At 68.1% G+C, this 15,759-nt stretch carries 15 protein-coding genes; 10 read left to right on the forward strand and 5 right to left on the reverse strand.

All coding sequences use genetic code 11. The features are described 5' to 3' along the window. Nucleotides 1-4 precede the first annotated feature (4 nt). The 5 genes from AC13GA_RS09235 to AC13GA_RS09255 all read right to left on the reverse strand — a co-directional run bounded on the left by AC13GA_RS09235 (nt 5) and on the right by AC13GA_RS09255 (nt 3,969). Nucleotides 5-340 carry a tetratricopeptide repeat protein gene (locus AC13GA_RS09235; RefSeq protein WP_046986158.1) on the reverse strand — a complete coding sequence of 112 codons (336 nt, stop codon included), beginning with the start codon at nt 338-340 and terminating at the stop codon, nt 5-7. After that, a complete protein-coding gene (locus tag AC13GA_RS09240; protein ID WP_482997934.1) occupies nt 340-915 on the reverse strand; it encodes a flavin reductase family protein in 576 nt (191 codons plus the stop codon). The genes AC13GA_RS09235 and AC13GA_RS09240 overlap by 1 nt, the downstream gene beginning before the upstream one ends. Next, nucleotides 912-1,541, reverse strand: a complete 630-nt coding sequence (locus AC13GA_RS09245) for a superoxide dismutase (protein WP_482997935.1) — start codon at nt 1,539-1,541, stop codon at nt 912-914. Before AC13GA_RS09245 ends, AC13GA_RS09240 begins: the two co-directional genes overlap by 4 nt. A gap of 319 nt (nt 1,542-1,860) precedes the next feature. Next, the gene (locus AC13GA_RS09250) at nt 1,861-3,372 is read right to left on the reverse strand and encodes a thioredoxin family protein (RefSeq protein WP_482997936.1); all 1,512 of its coding nucleotides are present in this window, start codon (nt 3,370-3,372) and stop codon (nt 1,861-1,863) included. A gap of 147 nt (nt 3,373-3,519) precedes the next feature. Next, nucleotides 3,520-3,969 (reverse strand): GNAT family N-acetyltransferase, encoded by a 450-nt coding sequence (locus AC13GA_RS09255; RefSeq protein WP_046986162.1) that lies wholly within the window; start codon nt 3,967-3,969, stop codon nt 3,520-3,522. 66 nt (nt 3,970-4,035) lie between these two features. Between AC13GA_RS09255 and AC13GA_RS09260 the strand changes: the two genes are divergently transcribed. From AC13GA_RS09260 to AC13GA_RS09305, 10 genes are all read left to right on the forward strand, one after another. Then, nucleotides 4,036-4,971 (forward strand): TIGR03571 family LLM class oxidoreductase, encoded by a 936-nt coding sequence (locus tag AC13GA_RS09260; RefSeq protein ID WP_136637864.1) that lies wholly within the window; start codon nt 4,036-4,038, stop codon nt 4,969-4,971. Between the two features lie 153 nt (nt 4,972-5,124). Continuing rightward, the gene (locus tag AC13GA_RS09265; RefSeq protein ID WP_136638053.1) at nt 5,125-5,436 is read left to right on the forward strand and encodes a DUF3817 domain-containing protein; all 312 of its coding nucleotides are present in this window, start codon (nt 5,125-5,127) and stop codon (nt 5,434-5,436) included. Nucleotides 5,437-5,589: 153 nt separating this feature from the next. Beyond that, entirely contained in the window at nt 5,590-6,786 is a 1,197-nt protein-coding gene (locus AC13GA_RS09270) for an MFS transporter (RefSeq protein WP_426355724.1), read from the forward strand. After that, on the forward strand, nt 6,783-7,976 hold the full coding sequence (locus AC13GA_RS09275; RefSeq protein WP_482997937.1) for an isochorismate synthase: 1,194 nt from the start codon (nt 6,783-6,785) through the stop codon (nt 7,974-7,976). The genes AC13GA_RS09270 and AC13GA_RS09275 overlap by 4 nt, the downstream gene beginning before the upstream one ends. After that, a complete protein-coding gene (locus AC13GA_RS09280) occupies nt 7,973-9,625 on the forward strand; it encodes a (2,3-dihydroxybenzoyl)adenylate synthase (RefSeq protein ID WP_482997938.1) in 1,653 nt (550 codons plus the stop codon). The genes AC13GA_RS09275 and AC13GA_RS09280 overlap by 4 nt, the downstream gene beginning before the upstream one ends. Further along, entirely contained in the window at nt 9,625-10,257 is a 633-nt protein-coding gene (locus AC13GA_RS09285; protein WP_046986168.1) for an isochorismatase family protein, read from the forward strand. Before AC13GA_RS09280 ends, AC13GA_RS09285 begins: the two co-directional genes overlap by 1 nt. Then, nucleotides 10,257-10,514 carry a phosphopantetheine-binding protein gene (locus AC13GA_RS09290; RefSeq protein ID WP_046986169.1) on the forward strand — a complete coding sequence of 86 codons (258 nt, stop codon included), beginning with the start codon at nt 10,257-10,259 and terminating at the stop codon, nt 10,512-10,514. The genes AC13GA_RS09285 and AC13GA_RS09290 overlap by 1 nt, the downstream gene beginning before the upstream one ends. Further along, the gene (locus tag AC13GA_RS09295) at nt 10,511-14,401 is read left to right on the forward strand and encodes an amino acid adenylation domain-containing protein (protein ID WP_482997939.1); all 3,891 of its coding nucleotides are present in this window, start codon (nt 10,511-10,513) and stop codon (nt 14,399-14,401) included. The genes AC13GA_RS09290 and AC13GA_RS09295 overlap by 4 nt, the downstream gene beginning before the upstream one ends. Next, nucleotides 14,392-15,150 (forward strand): 2,3-dihydro-2,3-dihydroxybenzoate dehydrogenase, encoded by a 759-nt coding sequence (locus AC13GA_RS09300; protein ID WP_482997940.1) that lies wholly within the window; start codon nt 14,392-14,394, stop codon nt 15,148-15,150. The genes AC13GA_RS09295 and AC13GA_RS09300 overlap by 10 nt, the downstream gene beginning before the upstream one ends. A 149-nt stretch (nt 15,151-15,299) precedes the next feature. Next, entirely contained in the window at nt 15,300-15,746 is a 447-nt protein-coding gene (locus AC13GA_RS09305; protein ID WP_482997941.1) for an REP-associated tyrosine transposase, read from the forward strand. Nucleotides 15,747-15,759 lie beyond the last annotated feature (13 nt).

Raw genomic sequence — 15,759 nt, forward strand, 5'->3', positions numbered from 1 at the left:
CAACTCAGCCCGTTTTTGCCAGGGCCGCTTGATCGCGGTCCAGGCGGCGCAGGAACACCTGCATTTCCTTGCGTGCCTGCTGGTCGCCCTTGCTGCCGGCCACGCTCAAGCCGCGTTGCCATGCTTCGCGCGCCGCCTGCGGTTGGCCACTGGCCAGCCAGGCTTTGCCAAGCAGCTTCCAGGCCGCCGAGTACTGCGGATCAAGCACCACGCAGCGGCCCAGATGAGTCGCCGCACGCACCGGGTTGCCGGCATCCAGCCAGCCCTTGCCCAGGCCGAAGCGCAGCAGCGCGCCGTCCTTGCCGGTGGCGAGCATGCATTCCAGAGCCTCGATGTTCATCAGCGCACCTCCACCAGCAGCTCGGCCGGTCCCGGCTGGAAGCGGCCCCGATGGAACAGCAGCGGCGCACCACCATTCTCGTGTACCTCGATGATGCGGCCAGCCAGCAGCAGGTGATCGCCGACCGGCCACTGCGCGTGGCGGGTACAGGTGAGGTGCGCTACCGCACCGGCGATGCGCGGTGGGGCGTCCTCTTCTTCATCCAGCAATGCCAGACCGTCGAAGCGGTTGCGTACCTGCGGATCGGCAAAGCGCCGGGCCAGTGCTTCCTGGTCAGCCGCCAGCACGCTGATCGCAAAGCGGGTGGCGCGCTGGAAGGCGGACAGGCTCTGCGCGTGCAACGCCAGGTTCCACAGCACCAGTGGCGGCTGCAATGACACCGGCACGAACGAATTGATGGTCAGGCCGATGGACTTGCCCTGCGCATCGCGCGCGCAGACGATGGCCACGCCGGTAGGAAAGTGGCCGAGCAGCCGACGCAGTGCCCGCGGCGGCATCTCGACCGACGGCACCGGGGCCGGGGCGGGGAAGACCCCCGCCCACGGCCCGGCGTACGGCAGTGTCTCGACGCTCATGAGGCCCGGGCCTGGCGGTAGCGCCGGCCGACTTCGGCCCAGTTGATGATGTTGAAGAACGCACCGATGTAGTCCGGGCGACGGTTCTGGTAGTGCAGATAGTAGGCGTGCTCCCAGACGTCCAGCGCCAGGATCGGGGTATTGCCGGACAGGCCGACCGTAGCGCCCATCAGCGGGCTGTCCTGGTTGGCGCTGCTTTCAACCTTCAGGCGGCCGTCGCGATCGCTGGTCAGCCAGGCCCAGCCACTGCCGAAGCGGGTCTGCGCGGCCTTGGTGAAGGCATCCTTGAAGGCGTCGAAGCCGCCGAGGTCGCGGTCGATGGCGGCGGCCAGTTCATCATCGGGTGCACCACCGTTGGCGCTGAGTACGGTCCAGAACAGGCTGTGGTTGGCATGGCCACCTCCGTTGTTGCGGACCGCGCCACGCTGCGCCTCGGGCACGGCATCGATGTTGGCGATCAGCGCCTCGACCGGCTGTTCGGCAAGGCCGGCCTGCTCGAGGGCGGCATTGAGGTTGTTGACGTAGGTCTGATGGTGCTTGCTGTGGTGGATCTCCATCGTGCGCGCATCGAAGTGCGGCTCGAGGGCGTCGTAGTCATAGGGGAGCGGGGGAAGCGAGTACGACATCGAAGCAATCTCCGTGGGGAAGGCCAGGTGGCTGGCCGTGGGGAGATCGTTATCGCACCTCAACATTGGTTTAGGTCAAGGGGCGGGATTGAAATGGGTGCGCTGACGGCGCCTTGATTCATTCCGTGTTGCAGGTGCGGAGACGGCGTCAAAGGCAAGCGCAGGAGCGACGTGGTAGTGCCGGCCGCTGGCCGGCAATCAGTGAAGGTCGGGTTGCCGGCCAGCGGCCGGCACTACCAGAACCCGCTTTCCGAGCCTCCTCCCACACGTATCTACAAAAGCGCCGGCAGGTGAACCAGCCGCCAGCGCTTTCACCAACTCAACTCAACCAATCCTTGCATGCACCATCCACCTGCTCGCCGCACGCCTGCTGCATCCGCTGCTGCAGTCGCGCCAGTGTCTCCGCGCCCTGGTGCTTGCCGCTCCACGCCTTCAACTGCCCGGCCAGGCGCTCGAAGCGCTGGCGGGTGCGCTGGTGGTAGCCCGAAGGCTGCGCCTCCAGCTCGGCGATCAATGAGGCGGTCGCCTGCTCGATGCGTGGCGCATCGTCCGGGGCCAGCCGCAGCAGGCCTTCCACGTACAGCACGCCCCACTGCACACGGGTCGCCGGGCCCTGCGCGCCATCGTAGGCACGCTTCAGCCACTCCAGCGCGCCGGCGGTGTCGCCGCGCTGCTCCGCCAGTTCAGCCAGCTCGGGCATGTAGTAGTACGGCTGCTCGCTGCGCTTCAGCTCGGCCAGCAGCAGCGCCTCGGCACCGGCATCATCGCCGACCTCGCGCAGTGCATAGACTGCGCTGCTGATCGTGGCCTGGCGCGCATGGGCATCGGTGGCGGCGGCATCGGCGGCGGCCGCGCGTTGCTTGACCCGCTCCACCAGCGCCGCCGGAAGCGCGCCCTTCGGCTGCTGCTGGCGGACCAGCGAAACTTCGGTCAGGGCCCGCGACAGGGCATCGTCGGCGCGGTCACCACGCTCGGCGTCGGCGCGTTCCAATGCCACCAGCAATTGCTGGCCCAGGGTGGTGGACGTGGCCGGCCCTGCGCTGGCCTGCTTCACCAGCTTGGCGCCTGCATAGCCCAGCAGCTCGCGGTTGCGGCGCACTTCGACAGGCTGTGCCAATACTGCCTGCAGCAGCTCGCGCACTTCGGTGGGTGCCGCGCTGGGCGTGTCGGTGGTGGCCAGCGCCAGCAGCGCGAAGCGGTGTTGCAGGGCCGCATCCGGTGCGGACCTGGACAGCTGGCGAAGAACGTCTTCACTCTTGCGCTCACCGGCCAGGCGGTTGGCATCCACCTCCCAACCGTAGTCGCCCAGCACCTGCCAGTCTTCCGCCGCCAACCTGTCCGGTGTGGCCAGGGCGGTGGCCAGCGTGGCGGCAACCGCACTGCGGCGGCCCGCCGCCACTGTCAGGGCGCGGGTCAGTTGGGCGGCATCGTTGCCACCGGCGACGCGGGTGATCTCGTTGCGTTGTGGGTCGAGCACGATCAGGGTCGGGTAGCCGCGCACGCCGAAGCGTTCGCCCCAGGCCTGCGCACCTTCCTCGTCGCCATCCAGGTAGACGGGAACGAACTTGCTGGTCAACGCGATGAAGGCCGGGTCCTTGAACAGGCCGGCCTTGAGCTGGTTGCATGGCGGGCACCAGACCGCACCCCAGTACAGCAGCACCGGCTTGCCGCTGTCGGCGGCTTCGGCAAAGGCGTCGTCGACGTCGCCCTGGCGCCAGGCAATGGCAGTGGCCGGCGCGGGCGCCTCGGCGGAGTTGGCGGTGGACACCGGGGCCGGGGAGCAGGCGCTCAGCGCCGAAGCCAGCAGCAACATGGAAAGCGCGACGCGCATCGGCACATCTCGAAGGACAGGGTGATGGACCATTGTAGGAACGACCGGGCCGCTGACTGATGCAGTTTGCTTATGACGGGCATGCGCGAGGGCATGACGCCTTTATTGCACTGCCAGGTAGCGACGGACCGTGCCCGGCGGATGCCGTCAGGGCGCTGCCCGCAGCATCTGCTGGTACACCAGTCCGTTGAACTCGCCGACCTCGCCGTCCAGCACGAAGCCGTAGCGCTCATAGACTGGCACGGCGTTGAGCGAGGCGCGCACGGTCAGCACCGGCTCGCGCACCCGCAGCAGCACTGCCTCGAACAAGGCATGGCCGATGCCCCGGCCCTGGCAGGCGGGGTCGACGAACAGCATGGCCAGATGGCGGCCTTCTTTCAGTTCAACAACGCCGACCACGCGCGCATCCTGCTCGGCCACCAGGATGTGGTTGTCACCTTGCAGGCGCGCGGCGAACGCATCGGCGGCGGCGACGCTGCCGAATGTGGCGATGCCGGCCGCGCTGAGCGAAGGCGCCACGGCTTCGTTGAAGGCGGCCATGCACAGCGCACTGATCGCAGGCACGTCGTCGATGTGGGCGGGGCGGATCTTCGGCATGCAGCGTTCTTTCCTTGGTGGGCGGCGCGTCATCGCAGCCGCATGCCTGCACGCTAAGCTGAGGGCATGAGTGATTTCAATCCCGCGTACGCTTCGTTGTTTCCGCAACAAGGGCTCAGCCTGGGCCTGATGACGCCTGTCGCCGCACATGGACTGGCCGATCCACGCGAAGCGCGGCGCATCGCGCGGCTGGCCGACGATCTCGGCTTTGCCGCGCTTTGGGCGCGCGATGTGCCGTTGATGGTGCCGCAGGGCCCGGATGCGACAGCGAGCGCGCTGGACGATCCGTTCCTGTGGCTGGGCATGCTTGCCGCAGCGACCGAGCGCATCGTGGTCGGCAGCGCGGCCATTGTGTTGCCGCTGCGGCAGCCGTTGCAGGTCGCGAAGTCCGCGTTGAGCCTGGACCGGATCAGCGACGGGCGTTTCGTGCTCGGCCTGGGTTCGGGTGACCGCCCGGAGGAATTCGCCGCGTTCGGTGAGGATCTGGAGGGCAGGGCGGCGACGTTCCGTGAGCGCTGGTCGCTACTGCGTGCCGCGTTGTCCCTCGACACCGACGAGCGCGCTGAGGTCCTGGATGCCACCGGCGGCTTCGAGGTGCTGCCGGCACCGTCCGCGCGCATTCCGATGCTGGTGGTGGGCACCGCGCGGCAGAGCCTGCAGTGGATCGCGCGCGAAGCCGAAGGTTGGGCTACCTATCACCGCGAGGAGGTCGCTCAGGAAGGGCGCATCGGCCTGTGGCAGCAAGCGCTGGCGCAGCGTGGTGGATCGGCAAAACCCTTCGTGCAGTCGATGCTGCTGGACCTGCAGGCGGATCCGCAGGCGCCGCCCGAGCCCTTGCCGTTGGGCCTGAAGGTTGGCCGCGATGGCCTGCGTGATTATCTGCTGCGTGTGCATGCGCAGGGTGTGGCGCACGTGATGTTCAATCTGGTCGAGAACGGGCGGGCAATGGATGAAGTGCTGCGCGAGATTGGTGAGCAGGTGTTGCCGCAGACGCTCCGGTAGGTGTCCACCTGGGTGGACACGCCATATCGCTGCCCCGCTGCGCGCGACGGGCATGGCCCGGCGCTACCCGCCGGTGTCCGGAACGTCCGCATCTGCGTATCATTCGCATTTGATATCCCGATGCCGGAGCTCCGCGTGACCGAACGTTCCCCCATGCACCCGACCGGACGCCTGTTCGCCGCAGTCGCTTTCATCGAGGCTGTGACCTGGGCCGGCCTGCTCATCGGCATGTGGATGAAGTACGGCCCGATGGCCAATGTGGCGCTGGTGAAGCTGTTTGGGCCGCTGCACGGCGTGGCGTTCCTGGTCTATGTGGCAGTCACCCTGTTTGCGGCAGTGCACCTGCGCTGGCCATGGTGGGCGAGCGCGCTGGCCTTGCTGGCAGCGATCCCGCCGCTGGTCACGCTGCCGCTGGAGTGGTGGTTCAAGCGCCGTGGTCTGCTGGGCCTGCGTGCAATGCGCTGAACCCACTGTTGCATGCCCATTCAAGAGAATGGGTATCAAATGCAAATACGAGCCGTTATCATTTAAGGGTGGCATCTGGTCCTGAGCAGGGTCGGTGCCGGGTGGGGCGTGTAGGCGCGCCCGGCCATCCTTTCCTGTTACGGCTGGTGTTCCATGCACGCACGTCCCGTCGTTCCCGGCTTGCCGGCGCTGGTGTTGGCTGCCCTGATCGGCACCATGGCGATGATGTCCTTCGTCGCCGTGATCGGCCCGGTGGTTCGCATGCTCGGTTTGTCCGAGTGGCATGCCGGCCTGTCAGTCACCGCCGCCGGCGTGTTGTGGATGCTGGCCGCGCGCCCCTGGGGCCAGCTCAGCGACCGCGTCGGCCGCAAGCGCGTGCTGATGCTGGCGATGAGCGCCTACACCCTGGTCTACATCGCGCTGGCGGTGTTCATCGACGTTGCCCTGCAGGCAGTGCCGCCTGTGTTGGTATCGGTGCTGGTGCTGGTCGGCGCGCGTGGCCTGATCGGCCTGTTCTACGCCGCCGTGCCCCCTACCGCTGCCGCGCTGATCGCCGACAAGGCACCGACCGGCCAACGTGCCAAATTCCTCGCTCGCCTGGGCAGCGCCAACGCGCTGGGGATGGTGCTGGGGCCGGCGGCCGCTGGCTGGCTGGCCTATACGAATCTGTCACTGGCGCTGTATGTGGCCGCATTGTTGCCGCTGCTTGCGCTGGCATTGCTGGCCTGGCGGCTGCCGGCCACACCGCCAGTGGAGAGCGCCTCTGCACAACGCCGCCATCCGATGAGCCGTCTCGACCCGCGCCTGCGCCTGCCACAGCTGGCGGCGTTCATTGCGATGGTCTCGGTGACCATCGCGCAGGTGACGGTCGGCTTCTTCGCGATCGATCGCCTCGGCCTGGATGCAGCGGCGGGCGCACGCATGGCGGGTATCGCGCTCACTGCGGTCGGCGTCGGCCTGATCCTGGCGCAGGCGCTGGTGATGAAGCTGGAGGTGCATCCGCGGCGCTGGATCATCCTGGGTGCGTTGATTTCCGGCATCGGCTTCGCTTCGGTGGCCGGCGTTCAGCAGGCCTGGCAGTTGCCGGCAGCCTATGCGCTGGCCGCGTTCGGCATGGGTTTCGTGTTCCCCTCGTTCCAGGCGCTGGCTGCCGACGCGGTGGAAGCACACGAGCAGGGTGCTGCCGCCGGCACCGTTGCTGCCGCGCAGGGGCTGGGCATGGTGGCCGGACCGATGCTCGGCACGCTGTTGTATCGCGGTGGGCCCAGCCTGCCTTATCTGCTGGTGGGTGCGCTGCTGCTGTTGCTGTGCGCGTTGGCCGCCGCGTATCGGATGAAGGAGACCTCATGAACGATTCCCTGATGCAGGGCGCGTGGCCGGAGGCTGCGCCGCCGGCCCTGGATACCATCGACGACGCCGCACTGTTCCTGTTGCAGCATGCGGGTCAGCATGTGCATGCGCGCGGTTGCCGGGCCGCGCTGCCGAGTGGTGCGCTGGCAACCCTGGCTGAGCGTGTTGCGGATTTCTTCGCCCAGCAGCGTGGCGGCCCCGGCCTGCTGGTCGGCGCGGTGCCGTTCGAGCCGCGTGCTGATGATGCGCTGTACCAGCCCGAGCGGCTGCTGCCGCCATTGCCGTTGCAGCCGCAGGCGGCGCCGCCGCTGGAGGGTGAGCTGCGTGCAGAGCCCGCAGCGGTGGACTATGCCGCCGCCGTGGCCACTGCGGTGCAGGCCCTGCGCGCGCCCGAACAGGATCTGCATAAAGTGGTGCTGGCGCGCAGCCTGCTGGCCCGCACCCGGCAAGCGCTTTCGCCGGATGTACTGCTGGCACGGCTGGGTGCGGACCCCTCGGTGGCCACCTATGCGGTGCCGCTGCCGGTCGAACTGGGGCGGGCCCCGGCCTGGCTGGTTGGCGCAACGCCGGAGCTGTTGCTGCGCAAGCGTGGTGTGCAGCTGCTGTCGCACCCGCTGGCCGGGTCCGCACGCCGCAGCGCCGATGCCACCGAGGACGAGCGTGCCGCGCAGGCGCTGCTGGCCTCGCGCAAGGACCATGACGAGCATCGCCACGTGGTCGAAGCCATCGTCGATGGCCTGGCGCCGTACTGCAGCCACATCGATGCACAGCCGCGGCCGGCGCTGCATGCGACTGCCAGCATGTGGCATCTGGGAACCCGCATCCACGCCACCCTGAAGGATCCGCAGACGTCTGCAGCCGAGTTGCTGGCACAGCTGCACCCCACGCCAGCGGTCTGCGGTACGCCACGGTTGGCGGCACTGCAGCGCATCCGCGAGCTGGAACCGGTGCCGCGCGGCTTCTATGCCGGTGCAGTCGGCTGGCTGGACGCGCAGGGAGATGGCGACTGGTACGTGGCGATCCGCTGCGCGCGACTGCAGGGCACGCAGCTGCGCCTGTACGCAGGCGCCGGCATCGTTGCCGATTCGCGGCCCGAGGCTGAAGTGGCTGAAACCGCAGCCAAGTTCGCTGCCCTGTTGAACGCGCTGGGTGTCCATGAATCGGCGCCCGCCATCGAGCCTGCCGCATGAATACCTCCGCTGATTCTTCCCGCCTGCCACTGCAGCAGGTATGGCCTGATGAACTGATGGCGCGCTATCGCGAGGCCGGTCACTGGCATGGCGAGACCTTCCCGGCGTTCCTGCGCGAGCGCGCGGAACGCTATGCGGATGACATCGCGGTGGTGGCTGGTGACGTCCGCCTGAGCTATGCGCAGCTGTGGCACGAAGCCGGTCGCATCGGTGCCGGCCTGCTGGCACTCGGCCTGCAGCCCGGTGAGCGGGTGCTGGTGCAGCTGGGCAACACCGCTGGCTTCATCACTACGATCTGTGGCCTGTTCCGGGCCGGACTGGTGCCGGTGTACGCACTGCCTGCGCATCGCATCACCGAGCTGGTGCACTTCGCGAACAAGGCCGAGGCCAGTGCCTACATCACTGCCGACCTGCACGACGGCTTCGATCATCGCGGACTCGCGCGGGCGCTGCAGGCCGACGTACCTGCGGTGCGCCACGTGGTCATCGATGGCGATGCAGCGGAGTTCACCGCGCTGGAGTCGCTGCAGGGCGACCGCAGCCAGCTGCCGGCCGACCCGGATCCGCAGTCGGTGGCGTTCCTGCAGATCTCCGGTGGCAGCACCGGCCTGTCCAAGCTGATCCCGCGCACGCACGACGACTACATCTATTCGTTCCGCGCCAGCAATGACATCTGCGGCATCGACCGCGACAGCGTGTATCTGGTCGCGCTGCCGGCCGCGCACAACTTCCCGATGAGTTCGCCCGGCTTCTTCGGTGCGCTGTATGCCGGCGCCCGCGTGGTGCTCAGCCCCGGCCCCGGCCCGGATGCAGCGTTCCCGCTGATCGCCCGCGAGCGCGTGACGTGCTGTGGCCTGGTGCCGCCGCTGGCGCTGCTGTGGGCGCAGGCGGCCGCCAGCAGCAAGCATGACCTGTCCAGCCTGCAGGTACTGCAGGTAGGCGGCGCCAAACTGGTGCCGGAAGCCGCACGGCGCGTGATCGATGGCTTGCGCTGCACCTTGCAGCAGGTGTTCGGCATGGCCGAGGGACTGGTCAACTACACCCGCCTGGATGATCCGGAGGAACTGATCGTGGCCTGCCAGGGCCGCCCGATCAGCCCGGATGACGAAGTGCGCGTCGTCGATGACCATGACCAGCCGGTAGCCGAAGGTGAGGTGGGGCATCTGCTCACCCGTGGCCCGTACACCATCCGTGGCTACCATAACGATGCGGTGGCCAACGCGCGCTCGTTCACCGACGACGGTTTCTATCGCACCGGCGACCGTGTGCAGCAGCTGCCCGGAGGCTATCTGGTGGTGCAGGGCCGCGCCGGTGACCACATCAACCGTGCCGGCGAGAAGATCTCCGCCGAAGAGATTGAAGATCACCTGCTGGCGCACCCCGGCGTGTTCGACGCCGCCGTGGTCTCCATTCCCGATGAGTATCTGGGCGAGCGCAGCTGCGCCTTCGTGATTCCGCAGGGCGAGCCGTTCAAGGCGCCGGCTCTGAAGTCCTGGATGCGCGGTCGCGGTCTGGCGGCGTTCAAGGTGCCCGACCAGGTCGTGTTCGTTGACAGCTTCGATACCACTGCGGTCGGCAAGATCAGCCGCCGCGAACTGCGCGCGCAACTGCGTGCGCGTCATCTGCAACAGACAGGAGGAACGCGCTGATGGCGCTGCCCCGTATCACCGATTACCCTTTGCCGACCGCCGCCGAACTGCCGCAGGCCCGTGGCCCGTGGCGCCCGCAGCGTGATCGTGTCGCGCTGCTGGTGCATGACATGCAGCGTTACTTCCTGGCGGCGTTCGACGCTGGCAGTGCGCCGCTGCGGCCGGCGGTGGACAATATCGTGCGCCTGCTGGCGCATTGCCGCGCACACGGCATTCCGGTGTTCTACACCGCCCAGCATGGTGACCAGGACCGTCGCGACCGTGGCCTGCAGGCCGACCTGTGGGGGCCCGGCATGCGCCGCAGCGCCGACCACGAACCGATCATCGAAGCACTGGCACCGCAGCCAGATGAGCACGTGCTGGTGAAGCACCGCTACAGCGCGTTCCAGCGCAGCAACCTGGAGACGCTGATGCGGGTACGTGGGCGCGACCAGCTGCTGGTGACCGGCGTGTACGCCCATATCGGCTGCACCGCGACCGTGGTGGAGGCGTTCCAGCGTGATATCGAGGCCTTCATCGCCGCCGATGCGGTGGCGGACTTCTCGCGTGCCGATCACGATCAGGCGCTGCACTGGATCGCGCGCACCAGCGGGGTGCCGATGACCACCGACCAGCTGCTGGAGGTGCTGTGATGGCTGCCACGGGTGAGGTGCTGGATCTGGAGCGGATGCGCGCCGATGTGGCGCGTGTGCTGGAGTGCACGCCGGCCGAGATCGGTGACGACGACAACCTGATCGACCTGGACCTGGATTCGATGCGCATGCTCGGCCTGGTCCTGGCCTGGGGCAACACTGGCCTGCCGCTGGAGTTCTCGCAGTTGGCCGAACACACGACGCTGCGCCAGTGGTGGAACGTGGTGCAGACGCTGCAGGCCGCGCAGAACGCATGAACGCCGTCGCGCTGGCCACGCCGGTGGCATTGACCGAGGCCCAGGCCGGACTGTGGTTCGCGCAGCGGCTGGCACCGGACAATCCGTCGTTCAACACTGCCCATGCGGTGTGGATCGAGGGTCCGCTGGACGTGGCCGCGTTCGTCGCAGCGGCGGACCAGGCTGCGGGTGAGGCCCAGGCCTTTGCACTGCGCTTTGTCGAAGGTGCCGATGGCCAGCCGCTGCAGTGGCATGACCCGGCACATGTGCCGCTGCTTTCGGTGCGTGATGTTTCCGCCGAGGCGGATCCCGCAGCTGCGGTACGCAGCCTGATGCGCGCTGACCGGTTGAGCCCGGTCGACCCCACCCGCGACCGGATCAGCCAGCAGGTGCTGTTCGATCTGGGTGGCCAGCGCTGGGTCTGGTACCTGCGCGCGCATCATCTGGCGGCCGATGGTTACGGCATGGCGCTGTTCACTGACCGGGTGTGCGCGTTGTATGCCGGTCGTGCCGGTGAGTCACTACCAGGGCTGGCGGGCGTGCTGGCTGATGATGCCGCTTATCGTGCCGATCCGGGCCGGGCGCAGGCCGGGCAGTGGTGGCGCGCGCACATGCAGGGCGCACCGGCGGGCGTCGGCCTGGCCGGTACGCTCGCTGCCAGTGAGGACGCGCTGCGCTGGGTACAGCCGCTCGATGCGGCATTCCGGGAACAGCTGCTGCAGGCGTCGGTTCGTTGGCTGCAGCCCTGGCCGGACGTGCTGGCCGCGTTGTCGGCCGAGTACCTGCGGCGGATGAGCGCTGCCGATGAAGTGGTGCTGGGCGTGCCTTACATGGGGCGGCTCGGCAACGCGTCGGCGCGGGTGCCGGCGATGGTGATGAATGTGTTGCCGCTGCGCGTGGCGGCCGCCGAGGGCAGCGTCGAGGCCTTTACCCGCGGGCTGGGCCGTCAGCTCAGCCAGGGGCGCAAGCACGGCCGTTACCGTGGCGAGCAACTGCGCCGGGACCTGGGCCTGGTGGGTGCGCAGCAGCGCCTGCACGGTCCGCTGGTGAATGTGCAGCCGTTCTACAAGCCGCTGGTGCTGACTGGCGTGCAGGCGGCGCTGGAGGTGCTGTGCACCGGTCCGGTGGATGACCTGACGCTGGGCTTCCGTGGCGACGGCCAGCACCTGCTGGATCTGGAGATCGAGGCCAATCCCGCGCTGTACAGCCGCGAGGATGTCGAGGCGCACGCGGCGCGGTTGCTGCATTTCGTGTCGACGGCGCTGGAGGCTGAAGACATCGCGGCGGTGCCGCTGGCCACCGTCGAAGAAGCGAAGCAGGTGGTGCACGGTTTCAATGCCACCGCGCATGCACTGCCGCAGACCACGTTGGTTGAGCTACTGCAGCAGGGCATGGATCGGGATCCGCACGCGCCGGCGCTGGTGTTCGGCGACACTGCCCTGGACTACGCAACGCTGGAAGCGCGCAGTTTCGCGCTGGCGGCGCAGTTGCGGGCGATGGATGTCGGCCCCGGCAGCGTGGTGGCGGTGGCGTTGCCGCGCTCGCTGGAGCTGGTGCTCGCGTTGCTGGCGGTGCTGCGCGCGGGTGCGGCCTATCTTCCGCTGGACCTTGCCCATCCCGACGAGCGGCTGGCACGTATTCTCGCCTCGGCGCAGCCGGTGTGCGTTCTGGCTGCGACGGACGTATCGGCGCGCATGGCCGGCGTGCCAGTGCTTGCGCCAGAGCAGTGGACCACGCTGAGCTTCGCTGCACCGTGGGCCGATCCTGCACCCGGCGATGCGGCCTATGTGATCTATACCTCCGGTTCGACCGGCGAGCCCAAGGGCGTGGTGGTCGAACACCGCGCCATCGTCAACCGTCTGCTGTGGATGCGCGAACACTACGGCATCCGTGCCGATGACCGTGTTCTGCAGAAGACTCCGGCCACGTTCGACGTCTCGGTCTGGGAGTTTTTCCTGCCGCTGCTGTGCGGCGCGACGCTGGTGGTGGCGGGCCCGGATGTGCATCGCGATCCGACCGAGCTGGCGCGGCTGATCCGCGCGCATGGCATCACCACCGCACATTTCGTGCCGTCGATGCTCGATGCGTTCCTTGCCGCGCCGGCCTCCGAAGGCCTGCAGCTGCGCCTCGTGTTCACCAGTGGCGAAGCGCTGGACGCGTCGTTGCGTGATCGTTTCCATGCGCGCGTGCAGGCCGAACTGCACAACCTGTATGGCCCGACCGAAGCGGCAGTGGACGTGAGCTACTGGCCGGCTTCGGCGCAGGATCGCTCACGGCCGGTACCGATCGGCTTCCCGGTCTGGAATACCCGCCTGTACGTGCTGGACGCGCGGATGCAGCCGCTGCCGGTGGGTGTGCCGGGCGACCTGTATCTGGGGGGCGTGCAGCTGGCGCGTGGCTACCTCGGCCGCGATGATCTGACCGCCGAGCGCTTCCTGGCCGATCCCTTCCTGCCAGGGGAGCGCATCTACCGCACCGGCGACGTGGCGCGCTGGCGGAGCGACGGCGCAGTCGAATACCTGGGCCGCAGCGACCATCAGGTAAAACTGCGCGGCCTGCGCATCGAACTGGGCGAGATCGAGGCGGCATTGCGCGAGCTGCCGGGCATGGATCGGGTGGAGGTGCTGCTGCGCCAGGACGCTCCTGGCGACGCCCGGCTGGTGGCCTATGTGCCTTCCGCCCTTGCCGAGGCGACGACGCTGCGCAGCCATCTGGCCACGCGCGTGCCGGACTACATGGTGCCGTCGGCCTTCGTCGGCGTGGAGCACTGGCCGGTGACCGCCAACGGCAAGCTCGACCGCAACGCGTTGCCGAAACCACCACAGCATGACGTCGCTGGATTGGCACCGCGCACGCCGCTGGAACAGGAGCTGGCGGTGCTGTTTGCCCAGGCACTCGGGCGTGAAGCGCCAGTGGCGGTGGATGCGGACTTCTTCAGTCTCGGCGGCGACTCGCTGTCGGCGGTGCACCTGCTGCTGGCGATCGAGCAGCGCTGGCGCTGTGACCTCGGCTTGGGTGCCTTGTTTGCGCAGCCCACCGTGGCCGCGCTGGCGATACGCATTGCCGAGCCGCCCGCGCTGGCTGATCACGCGCTGGGGCCGGTAATCGCGCTGGCCGCGACCGAAGCCGCCGGACCCACGCCTCTGTTCGTACTGCACCCGGCCGGTGGCATCGCCTGGAACTACCGCACCCTGGCCCGGGCACTGCAGCCGGCCCGCCCGGTGTACGGCCTGCAGTCGCCGGCACTGGACGCGCGGCAGCCGCTGCCGAGCAGCATCGAGGCGATGGCCAACGACTACGTACAGCGGGTGGTCGCATTGCATCCGAAGGGGCCGGTGCATCTGCTGGGCTGGTCGGTGGGGGGCATCCTCGCCCAGGCGATGGCGGTGCGCCTGCATGAGATCGGTCGCGAAGTCGGCGAGCTGGTGCTGCTGGATGCCTACCCCAGCGAATGCTGGCGCGCCGAGCCGGAACCCGATCCGATTGCGGCGCTGCGTGCGCTGCTGGCCATTGCCGGGCACGATCCGGATGCGCATCCGGAGCTGGACAGCCGTGAGCGCATCCTTGGTTTCCTGCGTCGTGGCGGCAGCGCGCTGGGCAGCCTGCCGGACGTGGTGCTGGATGGTGTAGTGCGTGCGGTGACCGGCACCAATCGCTTGATACGCGAGCATCATCATCGGCCGTTCGTGGGCACGCTGGTGCATGTGCGCGCGGGTCGAGACCATCAGGCACGGCCGCAGCTGCAATCGGCGTTGTGGCGTGCACACGCACTCAAGGTGCAGGCACTTGAACTGCCGTTCCTGCATGCTGAGCTGACCGGCCGCGATGCGGTGGCGCAGCTGGCGCCATGGTTGTCGGCGCGCCTGCGCCATTGGGATGAGCAACAGGAGATCGCAACATGCAGTTGACCGGTTTTGAAGGCCGCGTGGCGTTGGTGACCGGTGCATCCGGCGGCATCGGAGAGGCACTGGTACGGCTGTTGGTCGAGGCCGGCTGCACGGTGGTGGCGACCGATCGCGATGCGCCCGTGGTCGCGGATGCACGTGTGCAGGCGTTTGCCCTTGATGTGACCGACAGTGCGGCGGTGGATGCGCTGGTGGATCGTGTAGAAGCCAGCATCGGGCCGATCGGCCTCGCCGCCAGCGTGGCCGGGGTGCTGCACGTGGGCGAGGTGACCGGCACCACCGATGACGATTGGCGCCGGGTTTTCGCAGTCAATGCGGATGGCGTGTTCCATGTCGGGCGTGCGCTGGCGCGGGTGATGTCACCACGTCGGCAGGGTGCGATCGTCACCGTCAGCTCGAACGCGGCGGGCGTGCCTCGGCACGGCATGGCCGCCTACGCGGCATCCAAGGCAGCCGCTACGATGTTCACCCGCTGCCTTGGGTTGGAGCTGGCACCGCTCGGCATCCGCTGCAACATCGTCGCCCCGGGCTCAACGCTGACCCCGATGCAGACCGGCATGTGGCAGGACAAGCACGGCGCCGAGCGCGTGATCGCCGGCAGCCTGGAGACCTACAAGGCCGGCATTCCACTGCGCAAGCTGGCGAGCCCGGAAGACGTCGCCCATTCGGTGATGTTCCTGCTCTCCGAGCAGGCCGGACACGTGGCGATGAGTGACCTGTACGTCGACGGCGGCGCCACCCTGCGCGGGTGATTCCTGCTAATGCCGGCCGCTGGCCGGCAACCCATGGCCCCGGTAGTGCCGTCCGCTGGCCGGCAACCTCATTCAACTTCAGACATCTCCGAACATCCATCGAGGCATGGCCTGACGTTCAACACCCAATGATCGCTCCACGATGAGGCATGAGCAGCCACCGCCTCCGCCTGGGCCGGCGTTCCATTGTCGGTCAGGTCTACGTTCTGACAACGACCACACATCAGCGCCGCCGGCTCCTTGAAAGCGAAGCTGCAGTGGCATGTGTAATCGACCCGTTTCATTACATCGAGCGGCGGGGGCTGGTGCAGTCACTCGCATGGGTCGTCATGCCGGATCACGTCCACTGGATGTTCGAGCTGCGTGCAGCTCACCTTCCAGACATTGCGCGCCGAATGAAGTCGTCGAGCGCGCTTGCCCTGAATCGCCTGGCGGGTCGTCGAAGTACGGTGTGGCAGCCTGGCTACTTCGACCACGCCGTGAGGGCTGAGGAGTCGCTGGCGCGGCCAGCCCTATACATCCAGGGGAACCCGGTACGCGCCGGTATTGCCGAGCAGATTGGCGAGTATCTGCATGCGTGGTCGGTCTGGGCGTGATGCCGGCCAGCGG

This window comes from Stenotrophomonas sp. 22DLJC03 (assembly GCF_056861405.1).

Coding starts and splice junctions, on each gene's coding strand:
- AC13GA_RS09235 (WP_046986158.1), bottom strand. CDS start 340: ATGAACATCGAGGCTCTGGAATGCATGCTCGCCACCGGCAAGGACGGC.
- AC13GA_RS09240 (WP_482997934.1), bottom strand. CDS start 915: ATGAGCGTCGAGACACTGCCGTACGCCGGGCCGTGGGCGGGGGTCTTC.
- AC13GA_RS09245 (WP_482997935.1), bottom strand. CDS start 1,541: ATGTCGTACTCGCTTCCCCCGCTCCCCTATGACTACGACGCCCTCGAG.
- AC13GA_RS09250 (WP_482997936.1), bottom strand. CDS start 3,372: ATGCGCGTCGCGCTTTCCATGTTGCTGCTGGCTTCGGCGCTGAGCGCC.
- AC13GA_RS09255 (WP_046986162.1), bottom strand. CDS start 3,969: ATGCCGAAGATCCGCCCCGCCCACATCGACGACGTGCCTGCGATCAGT.
- AC13GA_RS09260 (WP_136637864.1), top strand. CDS start 4,036: ATGAGTGATTTCAATCCCGCGTACGCTTCGTTGTTTCCGCAACAAGGG.
- AC13GA_RS09265 (WP_136638053.1), top strand. CDS start 5,125: ATGCACCCGACCGGACGCCTGTTCGCCGCAGTCGCTTTCATCGAGGCT.
- AC13GA_RS09270 (WP_426355724.1), top strand. CDS start 5,590: ATGCACGCACGTCCCGTCGTTCCCGGCTTGCCGGCGCTGGTGTTGGCT.
- AC13GA_RS09275 (WP_482997937.1), top strand. CDS start 6,783: ATGAACGATTCCCTGATGCAGGGCGCGTGGCCGGAGGCTGCGCCGCCG.
- AC13GA_RS09280 (WP_482997938.1), top strand. CDS start 7,973: ATGAATACCTCCGCTGATTCTTCCCGCCTGCCACTGCAGCAGGTATGG.
- AC13GA_RS09285 (WP_046986168.1), top strand. CDS start 9,625: ATGGCGCTGCCCCGTATCACCGATTACCCTTTGCCGACCGCCGCCGAA.
- AC13GA_RS09290 (WP_046986169.1), top strand. CDS start 10,257: ATGGCTGCCACGGGTGAGGTGCTGGATCTGGAGCGGATGCGCGCCGAT.
- AC13GA_RS09295 (WP_482997939.1), top strand. CDS start 10,511: ATGAACGCCGTCGCGCTGGCCACGCCGGTGGCATTGACCGAGGCCCAG.
- AC13GA_RS09300 (WP_482997940.1), top strand. CDS start 14,392: ATGCAGTTGACCGGTTTTGAAGGCCGCGTGGCGTTGGTGACCGGTGCA.
- AC13GA_RS09305 (WP_482997941.1), top strand. CDS start 15,300: ATGAGCAGCCACCGCCTCCGCCTGGGCCGGCGTTCCATTGTCGGTCAG.